This window comes from bacterium (genome assembly GCA_013360195.1).
Classification (GTDB): Bacteria; Electryoneota; RPQS01; order RPQS01; family RPQS01; genus JABWCQ01.
Map to the genome: position 1 here is coordinate 91306 of JABWCQ010000001.1, position 18146 is coordinate 109451.

At 52.7% G+C, this 18146-nt stretch carries 16 protein-coding genes and 1 tRNA gene; 14 read left to right on the forward strand and 3 right to left on the reverse strand.

The window, feature by feature from the left end:
• From asnB to HUU59_00450, 10 genes are all read left to right on the forward strand, one after another.
• Window positions 1-1749, forward strand: a complete 1749-nt coding sequence (gene asnB, locus HUU59_00405) for an asparagine synthase (glutamine-hydrolyzing) (protein ID NUO17899.1) — start codon at window positions 1-3, stop codon at window positions 1747-1749.
• Between the two features lie 139 nt (window positions 1750-1888).
• Entirely contained in the window at window positions 1889-2788 is a 900-nt protein-coding gene (locus HUU59_00410; protein NUO17900.1) for a flagellin, read from the forward strand.
• Between the two features lie 109 nt (window positions 2789-2897).
• Window positions 2898-4808, forward strand: a complete 1911-nt coding sequence (gene fliD / locus HUU59_00415) for a flagellar filament capping protein FliD (protein ID NUO17901.1) — start codon at window positions 2898-2900, stop codon at window positions 4806-4808.
• A 1-nt stretch (window position 4809) separates the two neighbouring features.
• Window positions 4810-5229 (forward strand): flagellar export chaperone FliS, encoded by a 420-nt coding sequence (fliS, locus tag HUU59_00420; protein NUO17902.1) that lies wholly within the window; start codon window positions 4810-4812, stop codon window positions 5227-5229.
• Between the two features lie 61 nt (window positions 5230-5290).
• Window positions 5291-5596: a hypothetical protein gene (locus HUU59_00425; GenBank protein NUO17903.1), complete on the forward strand. Its 306-nt coding sequence runs from the start codon at window positions 5291-5293 to the stop codon at window positions 5594-5596.
• Window positions 5597-5780: 184 nt separating this feature from the next.
• Complete coding sequence (locus HUU59_00430) at window positions 5781-6620, forward strand: response regulator (GenBank protein ID NUO17904.1); 840 nt, start codon at window positions 5781-5783, stop codon at window positions 6618-6620.
• The gene (locus tag HUU59_00435) at window positions 6620-8164 is read left to right on the forward strand and encodes a PAS domain S-box protein (protein ID NUO17905.1); all 1545 of its coding nucleotides are present in this window, start codon (window positions 6620-6622) and stop codon (window positions 8162-8164) included. Before HUU59_00430 ends, HUU59_00435 begins: the two co-directional genes overlap by 1 nt.
• A 24-nt stretch (window positions 8165-8188) precedes the next feature.
• Window positions 8189-8554 (forward strand): response regulator, encoded by a 366-nt coding sequence (locus tag HUU59_00440; protein ID NUO17906.1) that lies wholly within the window; start codon window positions 8189-8191, stop codon window positions 8552-8554.
• 46 nt (window positions 8555-8600) lie between these two features.
• Complete coding sequence (locus HUU59_00445; protein NUO17907.1) at window positions 8601-10556, forward strand: response regulator; 1956 nt, start codon at window positions 8601-8603, stop codon at window positions 10554-10556.
• A gap of 38 nt (window positions 10557-10594) precedes the next feature.
• A complete protein-coding gene (locus HUU59_00450) occupies window positions 10595-11194 on the forward strand; it encodes a phosphatase PAP2 family protein (GenBank protein NUO17908.1) in 600 nt (199 codons plus the stop codon).
• A gap of 75 nt (window positions 11195-11269) precedes the next feature.
• Here the strand turns inward: HUU59_00450 and HUU59_00455 are convergent, their stop codons facing one another.
• Window positions 11270-11671, reverse strand: coding sequence for a hypothetical protein (locus HUU59_00455; GenBank protein NUO17909.1), 402 nt, complete (start codon window positions 11669-11671; stop codon window positions 11270-11272).
• Window positions 11672-11894: 223 nt separating this feature from the next.
• On the reverse strand, window positions 11895-12281 hold the full coding sequence (locus tag HUU59_00460; protein NUO17910.1) for a hypothetical protein: 387 nt from the start codon (window positions 12279-12281) through the stop codon (window positions 11895-11897).
• A 173-nt stretch (window positions 12282-12454) separates the two neighbouring features.
• Between HUU59_00460 and HUU59_00465 the strand changes: the two genes are divergently transcribed.
• From HUU59_00465 to HUU59_00475, 3 genes are read left to right on the forward strand one after another with little or no spacing between them, the layout of a single operon-like run.
• Window positions 12455-13228: a UDP-2,3-diacylglucosamine diphosphatase gene (locus HUU59_00465; protein ID NUO17911.1), complete on the forward strand. Its 774-nt coding sequence runs from the start codon at window positions 12455-12457 to the stop codon at window positions 13226-13228.
• Window positions 13228-15381, forward strand: a complete 2154-nt coding sequence (locus HUU59_00470) for a PBP1A family penicillin-binding protein (GenBank protein NUO17912.1) — start codon at window positions 13228-13230, stop codon at window positions 15379-15381. Before HUU59_00465 ends, HUU59_00470 begins: the two co-directional genes overlap by 1 nt.
• Before the next feature lie 40 nt (window positions 15382-15421).
• Complete coding sequence (locus HUU59_00475) at window positions 15422-16594, forward strand: hypothetical protein (GenBank protein NUO17913.1); 1173 nt, start codon at window positions 15422-15424, stop codon at window positions 16592-16594.
• A gap of 185 nt (window positions 16595-16779) precedes the next feature.
• Here the strand turns inward: HUU59_00475 and HUU59_00480 are convergent, their stop codons facing one another.
• Entirely contained in the window at window positions 16780-17925 is a 1146-nt protein-coding gene (locus HUU59_00480) for a YjgP/YjgQ family permease (protein ID NUO17914.1), read from the reverse strand.
• Between the two features lie 111 nt (window positions 17926-18036).
• On the opposite strand from HUU59_00480, the gene HUU59_00485 reads away from it, so the two are divergent.
• Window positions 18037-18120, forward strand: a tRNA-Ser gene (locus HUU59_00485).
• Window positions 18121-18146 lie beyond the last annotated feature (26 nt).

Genomic DNA, 18146 nt, shown 5'->3' on the forward strand with positions numbered 1-18146 from the left:
ATGTGTGGCTCCATTGCAATCGTAAGAAGCCCCTTCGAGACAGAGGCTGTTGCAAAGTCCGCCCTGGACAGGCTCGCCTCGCGTGGTCCGGATGGTAGCGGATTAATCTTTAGCGGCAGCGGTGCAATTGGTCACTGCAGACTTGCCTTGCGCGACCACAACGGCGGAGCGCAGCCTGTCACTTTGTCTGACGGAAGAAAACTGGCATTCGTCGGCGAGCTCTATAATGATGGGAAACTTCGACGTTTGCTTGAGTTGCAAGGTGCCCGGTTCAGTTCAGCGAGCGACACTGAGACACTGGCCGCCGCAATTGAGCGCTGGGGCGGTGAGACCTGGAGCAAGCTTGATGGCATGTTTGCGATGATGCTGCTGTCGGCTCACGGCGACAGCGTGCACTTGATTAGTGACAAGTACGGCGTCAAGCCTATATTTTACTCTCAAACCGTTTCGACTTCCGCAGCCGCAAGTCAACCGTCGTCGCTCCTTTCATGTGGTGCCGTTCAAAAAGCGCATGCTGTCGCCCTGCTTCACTATCTGAGAACATCGCAAGTGTGTTTGAACACTCAAACGGTTCTAAGCGATGTCAAACTCATGTCCCCCGGTTCTGTCGTGACTCTCTTTGGTGAGTCTGCAAATCAGGTGCGATGGAGCGCTTCTCCGTTTCAATCGGAATCGCTTGGCCCATGTGACCAGTCTGCAAGTAAACTCCGCTACCTGCTTTCGGAGGCGGTTTACAGACAGAGCTCTGCCGATTCGCCTGTAGGTGTGTTTCTCTCAGGAGGACTCGACAGCTCAATTCTTGCGGCACTTCTCCAAATGGTAAGACCTGCGCCGCTCAAAACTTTCGCCGTCGCTCTTGCCGGTGATACGGATGATTTAGACTATTCTAAGCTTGTCTCTGAGCGCATTAAGTCTGAGCACGTTGAACTCGTCGTCTCACCCGAGGAGTTCTTTAAGTCAATGCGGGAATTGATTGCAGAGAGAGCGCTTCCTTTGTCTCTTCCCAACGAAGTCCTCATCTATGAACTGTCAAAGCGCGCACGAGACTCTGTAAAGGCGATTCTCTCCGGTGAAGGAGCTGACGAACTCTTTGGTGGCTACCATCGGCTCTTGGCACGTGTCCGTTCTGACGGCGATTGGCCGCTTTTTATCCAACGTTACCGAAATGTCAGTTCCTGGTTTTCGCTTGCAGACCTGGAGGAATCACTGTCTGACCCGGCTCCTTTGCTGGCCGCTGTTCAAACGGATGCAGATTATCTTGGGGAACTTCTAAGAGATGCTCGACCCGACAGTTTCCTGAGGACCTTGCTCTTCCGGGATCACTTCCGGCATTTGCTCCTTCGTTTGGATGGGTCGGCTATGGCTGGTTCAATTGAAGGCCGGGTTCCCTTTACGGATCCTGATGTCGTGCATTTTGCAATCGGATTGCCTGAGGCAGCGCTCATGCCGGCGTTCGGGTTGGAGAAGCCGCTACTAAGAAAAGCCGCCGACGGCTTACTTCCCGCGACCATCTTGAGACGTCCAAAACGGGCCTTCAACGCCTCTCTGAGTATTCTTTTTACATCAAATGTGGGTCAGAGAGAATTAAATTCGGCTCTTCAACAGCCGCTTATCTGTAAACTCTTTCGTAAAGAAAAGCTTGAGCAGATTCTGAATGAGGATTTTGAAAGTCAAGTCTTTCACAGAACTTGGCTGATTTGTTCTTTGGGATTGTGGAATGAACTCTGCGGGGTCAGTGAGATTTGCTGACCCTAACCTCTTAATCAAGGGGAATTTAAGTTCGGAAAGGGGTCGCCGATAATTCAGATGAACCGCGCCATTTGGGTGCGAAAAATTCATTTGAGCTTAAAGGTCACTTTCCAGAAAAGCTCCCTCGGAGGAGGAACGCATGAGTACACGTATCAACCACAATCTGCTGTCACTAAGTGCACAACGCTCTGTGTGGACAGCACAGAACGACCTGGACAAGGCGGTTCAGCGACTTTCCAGCGGTCTGCGCATCAACTACGCGTGGGATGATCCCACCGGACTGGGCATTAGCGAACGTCTTCGCTCTTCGATCGTAGGTATGGTCGAGGCTGAGAAGAACGCTTCCTATAATGTCAACATGCTGCAGACGGCTGAAGGCGCACTTGCCGTCATTGATGAAAAGCTGGTCCGCATGCGAGCTATCGCTGTGCAGGCCTCGAACGGAATTCTGACGACGTTGGACCGTCAGGTCGCAAATGTCGAATTCCAGCAGCTCAAGTCCGAAGCCGACCGTATTGCCCGTACGGCGAACTACAACGGCTTCAGGCTGCTCGATGGCTCGCACGCCGCAGCCACACCTAATGCTGACCCGACACTCGCTCTTGGAAGCAGTGCAGTCATTACGGCTGCCGATGGCGCGGCCATCAAGTTCCATATCGGTGAGACCAATGTCGCCGGACAGGATTACTACTATGTGAACCTGGGTGGAATGACCGCGGACGATCTCGGTATTGCCGGCCTGAATGTCGCCGATACTGCATCGGCACAGGCGGCGATCGACACGCTGATCGCGGCAATTAATTCCAAGGATACTGAGCGGACGTTCATCGGATCAATGGTAGAGCGTCTGCAAAACACTATTCTGAATCTCAAGATTCAGCGTGAAAATGCAACGGCTTCGGAATCACAAATTCGTGATGCCGACTTCGCCGAAGAAATGTCGAACTTCACCCGCGCGCAGATTCTCATGCAAACCGGTGTTTCGATGCTTTCTACGGCCAATGGTCTGCCGAATATCGTTGCACAACTCGTCGGCTAATCGGAAGTAACTCTCCCCGTATCGTTCAGGTCGCTCCGCGCGGTTCCGCGCGGACGACCGGGCGGAGACCCTTCCAATCGGCCTCAGTCCAGAACGATAAGGAGGAGTAATGTCACAGCCATCAACCACGGTTTCCGGTTTGGTCTCTGGAATTGATTGGGATTCCACGATCAAACAACTGATGCAAATTGAAAGACGTCGTGTTGACCTCTACGAAAATCGCAAAAGTGAAAACGAAACCAAGCTCAATCTGTGGGCTCAGATCCAAGGCAAGGTCGCCGGGCTGCAAGGTGCCGCGCAAAATCTTGACAGAAGATCCGAATTCGTGGTCAAATCGGCTTCCTCCTCCGATTCGTCCGTTGTAGCGGTCCAGGCTGCTGCAAGTGCTGCTCGCGGCTCTCATTCCGTCGAAGTGCTTGCCCTGGCCAAAGCCCACAGTATAGCGGCGCAAGGCTTTGACGACAAGAATAGTACCGGCGTCGGTGATAGTGGTGGAGATTTCGTCATCCAGGTTGGTGATGAAACCATAACTATCGCCGACGCCGATTTTTCTTCTGCAACTACGCTCGAGCAGCTGAAGAACCTGATCAACAATTCTGCGGATAACGATAACCTGGTCACCGCCTCTATCCTTGACGACGGCTCCGACTCCGGAAGATACAGACTGGTGATCACGGCAAATAATCCCGGTCTTGATAACCGCATTTCTTTCCTGTCCAATCCGACTTCACTGGACTTTTCCGGAAAAGTCATTGACAGCGCGGAGACCGGAGCAGGGTGGAGCGGAACGTCTGCACTAACGTCCGGCGGTGCATACACGGGGACGGTGAACAAGACCTATGTCTTCACCGTCTCAAACGGTGGAACTGTAGGCACGACTAACGGTATCTTGATCGATTGGACGGACTCCGCAGGGAATACAGGAAGTTTTACCATTAATTCGAGTGATGCCGGTAATTCGATTGCCGTTGCGGACGGCGTGACAATGACGTTTTCTGCAGGTACACTGGTCACCGGCGATACCTTTTCGACGGATGTTTTCGTTCCGACTTTAACCGCCGCGGAAGATGCGCGCTTCCGCATAGACGGTATCTATGCCACGCAATCCACGAATACGGTCGAGAATTTCATTGAAGGAGTCACTCTGAACCTCCTTCAAGTGGATGCAGGCAATGTTGTCACTGTGACCGTTGACGATGACAAGGAAGCGATGAAAGGCAAAATCCGCAGTTTTGTGGATGCGTACAATTCCGTCATGCAGGATATTGCCACCTTCTCATCATACGATGAAGAAAACGAGACGGCCGCTCCTCTGCTCGGAGATGGGTTTCTTTCTTCAATCAGGAGTCAATTGGCCTCGATTGTGTCACAAAGAGTCGGCGCCCTGCCGTCAGGCAATGTCTTGAATCACTTGGCGGACATCGGGATAATGTCGTCCCAGCGAGGGTTGCTGACTATCGACGAAACCGAGTTGTCCGATGCACTCGATGAGCGCTTTGAAGAAGTCGTGAGTCTGTTCAGTCAAACCTTTGAAAGCGGTGACAACAAAATTGGTCTCGTCACGACAAACGAAAACAGCCAGGGTGGTACCTACTCGTTGGTCGTGAACTACAATGCGTCCGGAGTCCCTGCTTCCGCCACGATTAATGGCCAGGCCGCGACAATTGACGGCCTCCTTATTCGTGGAATTGCAGGCACCCCTTCAGAAGGAATTGTTCTGAGCTTCACGTCACCCGGTTCCGGTCCGGGTACTGTCAACACAAGCTTCAGATTGGGAAAGGGTATAACTGAAATGGTTGCCAGCGTCGCGGCCGATATTTCCGATGACGAAACCGGCGCCATTCACTATGCGCAGCAAAACCTCGAAACCCAGAATGAAAACCTTGACCGTCAGATTGCGTCGTGGGAGCGTCGGCTTGAGGCTATCGAAGAACAGTTGCGCAGACAATACTCCACTCTCGAAACTACACTGTCAAAAATGAGAAATCAAAGCAATTATCTTGCTGGAGTTTTAGGATAACATGAAAATTGCACCGAACCACGTTACATACCGATCCATGGACGCTGCCTGCAGCACTCCGCAGCTCGTTCTTCTGCTTTGCGACGGTGCCATCAGGTACACCCGCGAAGCGGCGGAACACATGCATAACAATCGCTGGTCGGAAAAAGGTCAGGCTATTGAAGCCGCTATTGAGTGCCTTGGCGAGCTGCGTAAAACGCTGAATCTTTCGGATAACACTGAAATCGTCAGACAATTGGATAACACCTACAGCTTTCTCTCGACCAAGTTGATGATAGGTAATACTCGCCGCGACATCTCGCAATTGCATCAGGTTGCCGATGCCCTGACACAGATTCGATCTGGCTGGTCAGAGCTTTTTGACAAACTGAAAGCTGAAGGAGCACTTCCCACGGCCCAATTCGCCGGTGCCGGCCAGTAGTTGGATGGCACACCAGTTGCTATCTTTTTTGACATAACATCGTAAATAGGACAAATATTCCATGCGTGTAGAATCCAACCGCCCGTATCGCCTGCCGGGAGCACCGGATGAAATCAAGGATAACATCCCGGAGCGCCCGGCGAAGTTGCCAAGCTCGACCGTTAATCTGCAAGGCGATCAATATGAACTCTCTGCAGAACAGAGAGTTACGCAAAACCTTTTGTCCAAAGTTGAAAAAGAGAAACTTGATGCGCCGTTGCCGCCGGAGCGACTGGCAGCCATTCATGCCAGGTTGAAATCCGGGCATTACATGTCGGACGAGGCGGCAGAGCTTACCTCAAGTGCTCTCCTCTCATTTTATAAGTAATTCATTTACAAAATCTTAGAATTAAGTCTCTTTTAAACAATTGTTTACCGTGGTACACTGAATAGACCACGATCTTGAAGTGCCTCTGACTGATTAAGCAGAGGCATTTTTCATGGTATGAATGTTGCCCTGAAATGTCTTGCCGGAAGCAGATTTTCACAGGTTGGATTTTTACGACGGAACAATGAACGATTCACAGCAGCCCCGTGTCTTGATTATCGACGATGACCCTGACATTTCCAGTGTGCTCGTCGCCGCACTTGAAGTCGTTGGATGCACGGTTTTCTCGGAGACATCTACTGATCGCGCAGAAGATGCGTGTCGAATTGCAAAGCCGGATCTGGTGCTTGTGGACATGATGATGCCCGGCCGCTCAGGAATCGAACTCATCGCGCCGCTGCATCAAATCGCTCCCGATGCCATTATCTGCATCATGACGGGAATGGGGGATCCGGCGCTGCTCAAAAGGTCTTTGAACTCTGGTGCGTGGAACGTCTTGTGCAAACCATACTCACTGTCTGATTTGGCCGAGCTAATTGACCTCAGTCTAAGACTCTCAGCTTCACTCCGTGAAGAGCGGGGCGATTCTGTGGCAAAACGTGATCTCGAACTCGAGTTTCACGGAGACCATAAGCCAGAGGCCGCCGACATAGCAAGACTTATTGCCGTCGCGGCTGGGGCGGCGAATGACAACGACGTCGCATATCGGAAACTTCCGCTTCTTGCGGCCGAATTACTCGACAACGCTTTCGAGCATGGTACGAAACACAATCCTGAAACCAAATTCGGGGCGTCATTGCGCGTTGTCGACGAAAAATTGGAGCTTCGTGTCTGGGACTTGGGAACGGGCTTTGACGGCAAATCCAAAATCCGGCAGTTGACCAGTGCACCGCCCAAGGGCAAGCTGTCCGGACTGCAGCTCGCCTCTGCATTGGCGGACGAAGTGAGGTTTGACCGTGAGCCCAATGCGATTACAGTCGCGTGGCGTGCAAAGTCTTCTTCTGACGATAGGAGAAACTCATAGTGGACAGAACGAGACTCCGAGTACCGTTTAACGGACGATCCGGCGGGCTTGCGCCGTTGCTCATTGTCATTCCGGAAGAAGATATTCGTTCACAAGTCAGAGCGTCGCTCGAGGATATCGAAGGCATTGAGATTCATTTCGCGGCGACTGCGCATGAGGCCATTCGCTTCATCAAGCAGCGAATTCCGGCGGCCGTTCTGGCAGAAGTCTCTCTTACGGATCTCGACGGTTTTCGCCTCTGCAAACTGCTGAGGCTGCCGCTGGTTTCAGGTTCCGACCAAATACCGGTCATCCTGATTTCGTGCGCGTATCGGGATGTCTTAGCCGAACACGTGGCTCGCAAGGCGCATGCGTTTGCTTTTCTCAAGCTTCCCGGGGACACCCACCTGCTCCCGAGAACCGTCGAGTTGGCTCTGCGACGCCTGTTGCCCGGGCCCGGTGATAGTCAGTTGCTTGGCCAGAAGGGCGAAGTGCATATCGTTTGCGATGACAATGCTCTCGCTCACGCAATTTCCACGGCGATTGAAATGGATCACTGGCATTCAACCCGGTTCCGTTCTCTCAGCGATATGGCAGCCTCCTGGGATAAGGTCAGACCACAAGTAGTTTTCGTGGATGTGCCCGTCCGCGGCACACTCGACTGGAGCAGCATCTTCAGCGGTGAAGAATTCGACCGCCCTGTTGTTGTCGCGCTCCTGCGCAGACCCGAACCTGACGGCCTGATTGAACTCATGGAGCATGGTGTGGATGACTACCTGTCTCTGCCGTGCGATGCAGCCAAATTCGTTGAAGCTTGTCGTAATGCGCGTGTCAAGTACAACTTTCGCAGCACGTACCGCGAGTTCAACGAGCAGCTCCTGAAACTGAGAAAGGTCTCGGAGTATCTTGAACTTGTCATTACGAATTCGCACGAGGCGATCTTTACGTGCGACGAATCGGGCATCGTCAGACTCTGGAATAAAGGTGCCGAACGGGTTTATGGCTACACGTCCGACGAGATTGTCGGCAAAAACGTGGACGATTATCTGAATCCGCCCGGTTTCTCACGGAAATCGCCTAACGTGGTTCGGCTGCTGCAGCAACGTGGTTCAATGACCGATCCCGAAGTGCAAAGGCAGCGTAAAGGCGGCGAAGTTTTTCCCGTCTCAGCAACCTACACGTTGCTCACCGACGGAAATGGCAAAACGTTGGGTTTCTCGGTTATCGAACGCGATGTTACGCCGATCAAGGCGCTCGAAAACGAGAAAATCAAATCGGCGCGACTGCGGGCGATCACCCAGACTGCCGTAACCGCCAACGACCACATTAACACACCACTGGGCATCATTCTCGGATATGCGCAGTTTCTGGAACTGAAACTTGATTCGGCAGACCCGCAGGACAAGGCGGCGCTTGAAGTCATTCAACAGCAAGTCCACAAGATCAAGGGAATTATGAACAAGCTGAAGCTGATCTCCGACCCGATTGTCAAGAACTATTCCATTGAAGGTGTGACCATGCTTGATCTGTCGAAATCGCAACTCTCTAACGAAACATCAAATTAATCATATCATCGCCACGAGGCACAGATGGAAACCCTGAAGAAAAAAGTTCTTGTTGTTGATGATGACGAAGTCATTCGTGATCTGCTGATCAATTTCCTGAAGTTCTCAGGCTATGAAGGTCTCGGTGCGCCAAACGGACAGAAGGCGCTTGAAATGGTCATCGCGGATTCCCCGGACATGATCATCACCGACATCCACATGCCCCTGATGAACGGATTTCAGCTTCTGCGTGCCGTCAAGCGCGTGAATCCCGACTTGCCCGTCATCTTCATTACTGGCTTTGCGCACTTCCGCCGTTTCTTTGCCGACAAGACTGCCAGAGCCGACGGTTTCCTCGAAAAACCGTTCTCTCTCGAGTCTATCGACGGGCTGGTCAAGAAGTACTTGTAAAGCCATCCACTTGACTTTCATGGTCAGCTAAACTATCTTCGATAGTATGACATCTGACCGCGAAGTCCTGATTGTTGACGACGACGCTTCGGCTCGCGAAACGCTGGCTGCCGTGCTCTCCGAGCACGGCTTTGCCGTGCATCAGACCGCCGACGGGCCTGCGGCACTCAAAATCCTGAATTCCAACCGCGGCATACGGGTTCTGCTTACTGACGTGCGACTGCCGGGCATGAACGGAATCGAATTGCTGGCCAAGGTGAGGGTTGCAGATCCCTCTGTTCATGTGATTCTTGTTACCGCATATGCCCAGCGAAATTTGGCGCTCCGCGCCCTCAAGCATGGAGCCGCCGAGTTCCTGCCCAAACCAGTCGATGCTGCCACTCTCTTGCGGGTCGTTGAAAGGTGTTTCTACAGGTCCCGGCTGGACAAGTTGGCCGCTATCGGCAAGGAGGCATTGGGCAGGCTGAAGAGCCGTGCGATTCTCTGCACAACTGAGGGTAAGGTTGTCTCGTCTGCTCCCGATATCGCAGCGTTAGTCATGGACGCAGGACAGTTGAATGCCGGAGAATATGTCTGGGATGCTTTGGGGTGGGTCGAACTTCGCGAGTTGTTTGAAAAAGATTTCGCTGGACCTATCGTCATACCGCGGCAAGATGTTTCTGTGCAAGTCCAAAGGTTACTGCTCGACGAAGGTGTCAATCAGGTCGTTCTGGTACTCACGGACATTTCAGGTCTTAGACAGGTTCAGCGTGACCTTCTTTCCGTCACCCAGGATATTGAGGCACGAGTCTCAGAGCGTACTCGGTTTCTGAGTGAGGAAATCGAGTTTAACGACCGTCTGCTCGACACCGCCGATGTCCTGATTGCCTATGTCAACCCGGATGGAAGACTCGAACGCTGGAACAAGTTTGCCGTAGACCTGACCGGACTTACATTTGAAGAAGCAAGCTTGGAGCTTGCCGAACTCTATCGAGATAGACGTTCACCGCTTGCTGAAATCTTTGACCCTTATTGGGAGCACGAGATTACCGCTCGCATCGCGCCGTTTTCAGGTCCAGAAGGCACCTCGCGGCTCCTCGCATGGAGTGCCCGTAGGTTCCGCGAGGCACCCGGCCGGTTTGGCCGGCTCATTGTGGGAATGGATGTCACCGAACAAAAACAGCTCGAGAGCACGCTTCAGCACTACAATGCCTACCTCGAGGATATCGTTAGACAGAGATCACGCGAATTGAAGACCAAAAACGCTCAACTCATTCACACCGCGCGCCTCGCCTCACTCGGCGAAATGGTAGGATCTATCGCGCACGAGATGAAGCAGCCCCTGAATGTCATTGCAATCACGTCTGATCTCATCAAGCTGCTTCGAAAGAACGGCAAGCTGAATGACGAACTCCTTGAGAGCAACCTTGAGAAGATTCGCATGACCGTCGAGAGAATGTCGGATACAATAAATCATCTCCGCGGCTTCACGCACGTCGACTCCACGATGTTCAAACGGTTGACCCTCAAAGAAGTCGTGGACGGTGCAATCACGCTTGTCGGCGAACAAATCCGGCAGGATGATGTTGACCTCATTGTCGAGATGAGTAACCCTGCGGCGTCTTTCAGAGGTGACAGAAACCAGATTGAACAAGTGCTGATTAATCTCATGGTGAATGGGCGCGATGCGATTCTTGATGCAGTTGCTGCGAAATCTGTCGATCCTGCGAACCGATCCATCACCATTCGACAGGCGGAAACCGAAAATCAAAACTGGATTGGAATTGAAGTCGTAGATTATGGAACCGGAATGGCTCCTGAAGTTGTCCGGCATATCTTCGAACCGTTCTACACGACAAAGGATTCTTCACGCGGAACGGGCTTGGGATTGTCTATATGTTTGAATATTGTCCGCGCACATGGCGGGGACATTGAAGTTGAATCTTCTCCCGGGCAGGGCAGTGTCTTTCGTATCCTGCTGCCCGTTGACCTGGAAGCTGAACTTGCTCAAGAACGGCGTTGATCTTGGATGAATAGTTGAGTCGTTGGACGGGAGGTCTTGTGACTGCAGAACTGACGTGGTTTGAACAATGGGATCGCGGTGTGTTCGGGATGATAAACCAGATGTTTACCAGCTCGTTCTTTGATGCGATTATGCCCTTGATTTCTGACCTCAAACTGTGGATGATTCCACTCGGTATTCTCTGGCTGATCTTTGTGATTAGAACAAACCGGAAAGGGAGGATAGTGGCGCTATGCTGCTTCCTCGTTGTTGCTGCAACCGATCAGCTTGCCGCGACAATTATAAAGCCGGCCGTCGCCCGTATCCGGCCTTGTAATGTGATTCCGCAAACGCACTTCTATGAGGAAGACAAGGACAACTGGATTTATACCGATAAGTTCGGCATGACCACGTACAAGTCTTCCTACAGCTTCCCGTCTAACCATGCGGCGAACATGGCGGGTCAAGCGATCTACTGGAGCTATTTCTACCCGCAGGTAAGCCCGATCCTTATTGCCGGTGCTCTGGCAGTGGGTTACAGCCGCGTGTACTTGGGCTATCACTATCCGTCCGATGTGGCCGCCGGCTACCTGCTCGGCATCTTCGTTGCACTGGTAGTAGCCTGGCCTCTGCGAGTCTGGATTCTGCCCGACGAATAGGCCGCGTTCAACTTCTTGAAAACAAAAAGCCCTGCTTCGTGGAAGCAGGGCTTTCTCAGAACGAATAGTCAGGTTCTAACGGAACATGGCTTTAATAGAGCCCCACGTCTGCTGCACAGCCGAAAAACTTAGCGAGACTTCCACGGGAAGGCTCATCGTGAACGTGCCGTCGTTATTGATAAGCTTCAGCCGGTAAAAGAATGTTCGCTCCCGTTCGACATCCAGCGGACTCTCGTCCGTGAATGCATACTCAGAGAACGACCCCCGCGCGTCAATTTGACCGACGGGAAGAAAATAGACTCCGTCGCTTGAACGCTCAATGATGAACTTGTCAAACTCGATTTCCTGCCCCGTACGCCACTGGAGGCGCGCATGGTCACCCAGTGGGTCTGCGGACAGGCTCAACAGTTCAACGCCGGCAAATGCGGAACTTACCGCGACAGCTGCAAAAACAAATAGGGCAAACCAGCGCTTCAAATTTCTTGTTCCTTTGGATTCAGATTCAATAAATTATACCCATCCCTTTATTCAGAGTCAAGCAGAATCAGCCCGGTTACACTCACAGCATTTGCAAGTCGAACTCAGAAAACATTAAAATACAAATATTTATCAATAAGCGGTTTCATCGGGTCAGGAATAAGAGGCATTCCACCGCAAAAGAGCAAAGCAGGGGCCGATTCTTCTGGCCAACAAGAGCACTCTAACTAATTAATTTCCCTATAATAAAACCAATCACGATTCCGATAATCAGTACAACTGTCAATACTCTGGATTGAACAACAGACGAACTGTGTCCCCTCCCGACAAGTACAACAGAGAGGAAGTAGCCTGCTCCGTTCAACAGCCAAATCAGTGGGATCGAAAGCGCCTTCACTAACAGGGGGCCAAGCCACGGAATTAGGGCAAGAAGCCCCAGAAAACCGGCAAAGGCCTGAGTCAGAATCCCCACAAGTGCTGCCACGGCCGCAACGATCGTCGCGTCAAACCCGGCCAGCAAGCCAATGAGCACGATCAGCAGGACGACTGCAAGACCGATAACCGTCCGGCGGTAGGTTGACCAAAATACAGCAAAACTCGGTATATACATATTCGTTAGGCCCTGCGTATTACCCAAATTAACGGCTATGGGACGCGAATGTCAAGCGATTCTCTCGCTCACATGTTGACAATCCGAAACTTTCCCTAAACAAGGGCTTGCAAGAAAAAAATTTCCGATCCGCCGTTGCCCTCCCCTATAAGAGTTCGTATATTGTAGTTCTTATGCACATTCCGCCAACCGAGCACCTGACTCTGAATCCGCCGGTTTACTTCGTTTCGGATGCCCACCTCGGGGCTGAACCAGAGCCCGTGGCGTCGACGCAGCTGTCTCGGCTGCTCAAATTAGTAAATCTGGTCAGAGAGAGAAACGGTACATTGATTATCAATGGCGACCTGTTTGACTTCTGGTACGAATGGAAAACTGTTATACCCAAGCGCTTCTTCAAAATTCTTCGCGCGCTTCAGGAAGCCACGGAGAGTGGAACCGCCATTCATTTATTGGCCGGGAACCACGATTTTCGGCTCAAGGGTTTTCTCGAATGCGAAATTGGACTGGTCACTCATCAGGACTCCCTCACCGTGCAAATTGCAAACCGCAGAACCCTTGTCTTTCATGGTGACGGACTGCTCGCCGGTGACCACGGCTACCGTCTGCTGAAAAAAGTCCTCCGAAGTCCTGTGGCACAGCGATTGTTTCTCTGGTTGCATCCGGACCTCGGCATGTGGCTGGCAAGGGGAACGTCCAAGCAGAGTCGGAATGCCACAAAAGGCAATCCGTCCGAAGATGCCGACTACATTAATTTTGCGGCCTCTGTCTTGGCAGGAGACATCGATGATGTTGTCCTGGGACACGCGCACCGTCCGATGAGCCTGGACCTGCCCGGCGGACGATATGTCAATTTAGGCGATTGGATTTATCACTATACGTACGCCGTTCATGACGGAAAGCAGCTGCAGCTCTTGATATGGGACGAGACGACGGGAGCGCTTAGCTGATGGCGACATTGGTCAGGAAGTCCGTTCCGGCTGTCGTGGTTGTTCTCGCGGTTCTTGCCGTTATGATCATTGGTACTTGGTCCTTTATCGCGTATCTCAAAACCGATTTGCCGTCCGTTGAAGAGCTCGAGAACATCAACCCCGCGCTCGCGACCAAGATTCTCGACCGGAATGGTGTGCTCATCAAAGAACTCTTTACGCAACGGCGCTCCTATGTTCCGTTGCGGGATATGCCCCCTGAAGTAATACAGGCCTTTCTTGCGACCGAAGACCACAAGTTCTATGACCACTGGGGAATGAGACCTGCAGCCCTCGGTGTTGCGATTCTGAAAGCCATCGTAACACTCGACCTGCACCCGCGCGGCGCGTCTACAATCACTCAGCAGCTTGCCAAGAATCTCTATTTCGGCCCGCAGCGGAAGATTACACGAAAGCTCCGCGAACTGCTCACGGCAGTCGAAATTGAGCGCTACTACTCGAAAGACGAAATTCTCGAGATGTACCTAACCCAGACGTACTTTGGGGCAGGTGCATACGGCATTGGTGCTGCTGCGGCGACCTATTTCTCTAAGTCTGTCCCTGAACTGAATGTCAACGAGGCGGCCACGCTTGCGGCTATACCTAAATCGCCGACCCGTTACAATCCCCTCCAGAATCCGCAGAACACTCTTGTCCGGCGCAATCTCGTGTTTGGTAGAATGGAGGACGTGGGCTACATCACAAAAGCGGAGCGGGACAGTCTTGTGGACACTCCGTTGCCGCTGCATCCGTCCATGGACCGGACTCAAGAGGGAATTGCCCCGTACTTCACGGAGAATGTCAGACAGGAATTGAATCGACTCGGCGACCGCCACGGTTTCGATCCGCTGCAGGATGGGCTGACGGTCTACACCACGCTTGACGCCAAATTGCAAAAGTGCGCAGAAGATGCCGTCGCAAAGGTGCTTCCGGAATTGCAGGATAAAGTCAATGAGATTCACAAAATTACCAATGTGAAGCTCCGGCTCAAGGAGATGTACCCGGACTCGAATACAGCCGCGATTCGTAGGCTTGCGTCCAATAAGAGATTAGCCGATTCCATCGCGACCGCTGAGCTTCCGGTGCAGGTGGCATTTGTTGCCCTCGACCCCGCCACCGGACACATTCTTGCTATGATTGGCGGCCGTAGCTTCGAGCTCAGCAAGTTTAATCGCGCCACGCAAGCCGTTAGGCAGCCCGGCTCTTGTTTCAAGCCGTTTGTTTATGCATCGGCGATTGACAAGGGTATGCCGATATCGGAGAAGGTTTCAAATGATGAAATCGTCGTAACCCTTGAAAACGGTGACCTCTGGGCGCCCAAGAACTTCTCAGACGAATATGGCGGCATCGTGGACTTGAGGCAGGCGCTGGCGAAGTCGCTGAACGTGGTCAGCGTGCGGTTGATTCGCGAACATACGAATCCACGCGATGTTGTTGAACTTGCCAGAGGCTGCGGCATAACGACAAAGCTTGACCCGTATGATGCTCTTGCCTTGGGGGCTTCCGGAGTCATTCCTTTGGACATTGTTGGTGCCTATCAAGTGTTTCAGACGCTCGGCATTTGGTCCAAACCGATTGCCGTAACGGGACTCGATGACCAATTCGGTCAAACAATCGAACAGTTCAGGAACGAGCGTAAAGTCGTTATGTCCGAAGAGACAGCCTTTCTCGTGCAAAGTCTCATGCGGTCAGTCAGCGACCACGGCACCGCCGCATCGCTTCGTTCCAAGTATGAATTCCGTATCCCCACGGCCGGAAAGACCGGTACGACCAACGACAATACCGATGCATGGTTCATCGGCTTCACGCCGCATCTGCTGGCCGGTGTCTGGGTCGGACTCGATGACCCGGCAAAGTCGCTGGGACGGGGACAAGAGGGAGGTAAGGCCGCATTGCCGATTTGGGCTGAGTTCATGCTCGCGGCTTATCAAGTGATGGATTACCCCGAGTCCGAATTCAGAGTTCCGCGCGGCATCACTACTGCCGACATCTGCGTTGAATCCGGCGAGCTTGCCACGTCGGGCTGTGATGAAATCCGCACCGAGTACTTCGCTTCCAAGTCCGAATTGCCTGAGTCCTGCACGATTCACGGCGCGTTCCGGACTCCGAGGGGAAGGAAGCAAAGTCTGTTCTAAATTTGTATTCTACGATAAACTGTTTCGGGAGAACAGTTCCATGTTAGTATCACGTACATTTCAGCGAGGCGGCGTGGCTATGTGGGCTACCGTCTTGGTAGTCTTGCTCATTCTCGGCGCACTCGCCTTCCATTTCATTTCCAGAATGGAACCCGCCGAAGTCAGGTCGTTTCAAGAGCTCGTCAACCGGGTGGAGAAAATTAACACCCAAATCACCGAACGCGAGCAGCAGATTTCAAGCCTTGTCGCGCGTTACAACCAGTCTCATCCCGGTAACGAGATTGACACGACCGGAATGTCGGCCATGGGACTGACTGAAGAACAGGCGCAGCTTCTTGCGAATCGTGTCGCGCAGGAAAAAGACCTGTCCTATCGGGGCATGCTGCAGGAAGTCATTGACATCTCCTCTGAGATGGAGAAACTGCGTACCGAGCTGGGTGAGGTCAAGTCGCGCTTGCGTCCTCCGGTGGTTGCTCAAAAGGGCGATACGCATCTTGCTGTCTGTTTGAAGTTCCTGACTGAGGACATCGGCATGAATGAAGATGATGCGCTGGCACTCATCGAGAAGGAAGCTCTTGTACCTGAACTGCTGCCGGGGTTTGAAGTCTGGAACTATTACGGCGAAGGCATCTTCGGCACCTTTGTGACACAGGGACAGGCGAAGATTACGCCGAATGAGCTTGCGCGTGCGACCAAGCGCAAGATTGACGCGGAACGGCAGACGCTGATTCAGGAGCGCAATCAAAAGCAGTCGGAAGTTGATGACCTTGAGGCGAGAAAAGCCGAGTTGCAGCAGCAGATTCGCTCCCTCGAAGAAGAACGTGCGGCCATGATGCAACAGGTGGCGGTGATGGCCAGTTCCAATGACAGCCTGGCCAAGGAGCTGAATTCGCTCAAATATCACATCGGCACATTCCGCGACCTTGAAAAGGCGGGAGCCATTCGCAAGCCCGCACTGGGCAAGTGGAATACCGGGGATATCGAGGCGGTGCAGCACACCGGCTCGCTCGATTTGCGGCGCGATTCTCGGATTGTCATCAATGCGTCTTCGCTTGGACTGGACAAAGTGGATCGCATTCTTGTATTCCCCCGCTATTTCAGTGAGGAGTCCGATTACAAGGTCGAGCTGTCTTCCGATCGCAAGTCTGCAACGGTCGTGTTTGTCAAACCGACGAAGTTCAATCTCTCGCGCTTGGTAATTGCCGTCGGTTAGCCGCTTGTAAAGCGGGTTTTGCGCTGACGCGGCGGCTTGAAAGAGTCGCCGTTTTTTTAGTCAGGCACGATAGTCATGTACCTTCGCAGTTCTGTTAAGCAAAACATTCTCCCCCGCCTAGTCCCCCCAGAGGACGGGACCAGAGTTATTCAATTGCGAAGAGACCGCTTGCGCGGTCTCTTTCGTTATCCAAACAATCCTTGTCCCGACCTTCGCTGCCGCCACCACAAGTAGAATGTCACCAAGGCAAACAGGACATTCGGTGCCCACATGGCGGACGCAGGACTTACGGTGCCCCGATCGGCCAAGTCTTCACCTGCAATCAGAAAGACCCAGTAGATCAGGAAGAAAGCCATGCTGTAACCCGCAGACACACCAATGCCTGATCTCCGCACCATCTGACCGAGTAACCCGCCAAGCGCGGCGAAAATCAAGCAGGCCGCCGGTATCGAAAATTTCTTGTGAATCTCAACGCGCAGCCGTGAGATATTCTTGGCATTCTTTTCCGCGTCGTTTTCCTGATACTGTTTAATCCGTTGCCGCAACTGCGTGACGTTCATTTCGCGATCGCCCCGCCACTCCGTGCTGGTTCTGCGCAAGGACATGTCCGGAGCATGAATGCGAAACACCGCGTCCTTGAACGCAATCCGGTGATGTTCACCCGGGCGCGCGCGGTCGGAACGTAGAATCTCGCCGTCGTTCAATTTGAACTCGAACCCCTCGAACCACTCCTCATATTTCAGTTTTCCGTTGTCGGCCAGCACCGTGCCGCTGAAACGCGGATCATCGTCTTCGTACACGACGACGTCATGAATTTGCGATGTTTCGTTGTCCACCTGCCGCGCATACAGCACGTGCCCGGGAATGTCGGTTAGAAACACGCCGGGCTCAAGAATCATGGCGGGCTTCAATCGCTTGATATCGGTCTGCAGTTGCCGCGAACGATAGTTGAGGTCGGGCAGGATTTCGTTATTGAAATAGGCCAATCCCACCGCGGAGACGACACCAAAGAGAATGGCCGGAGTTATCATTTGCCACGGGCCGACACCCGATGACCGCAGCGCCGTGACTTCATTGTCGGAGGACAGCCTGCCGTAGGCGGACAGCACCGCGACCAAAACGGCCATCGGTACGGCCAAAGCCAGCATCCACGCCAGGTTCAGCCCGAAAAACTCCAATACCGTCAACACGGACAGCCCTTTGCCGACAATCCGGCCTAACATCGTAAAGACCAGGTTCAGGACAAACAGGAAAACAATCAGCGACAGGCTGAAGAAAAAGGGTGGGATAAACTCCCGGGTCAGGTAGCGGAAGAGAGTCATTTCGGTCAAGATTTTGTTCGCAAGTTAATAAATTTGAAGAACATTTCCCACAACTGCCGCTTGCTTTTTTCACCTAAATGGGATATACTTGCTGTTTCGGGGACGGAATGCCCTCCGCCCGGAGGACTAGACCTAATTGGTAAGGCAGCGGTCTTGAAAACCGCCGGGCGAAAGCCCTTGGGAGTTCGAGTCTCCCGTCCTCCGCAAGTTTAATATAATCATTTTCTTGA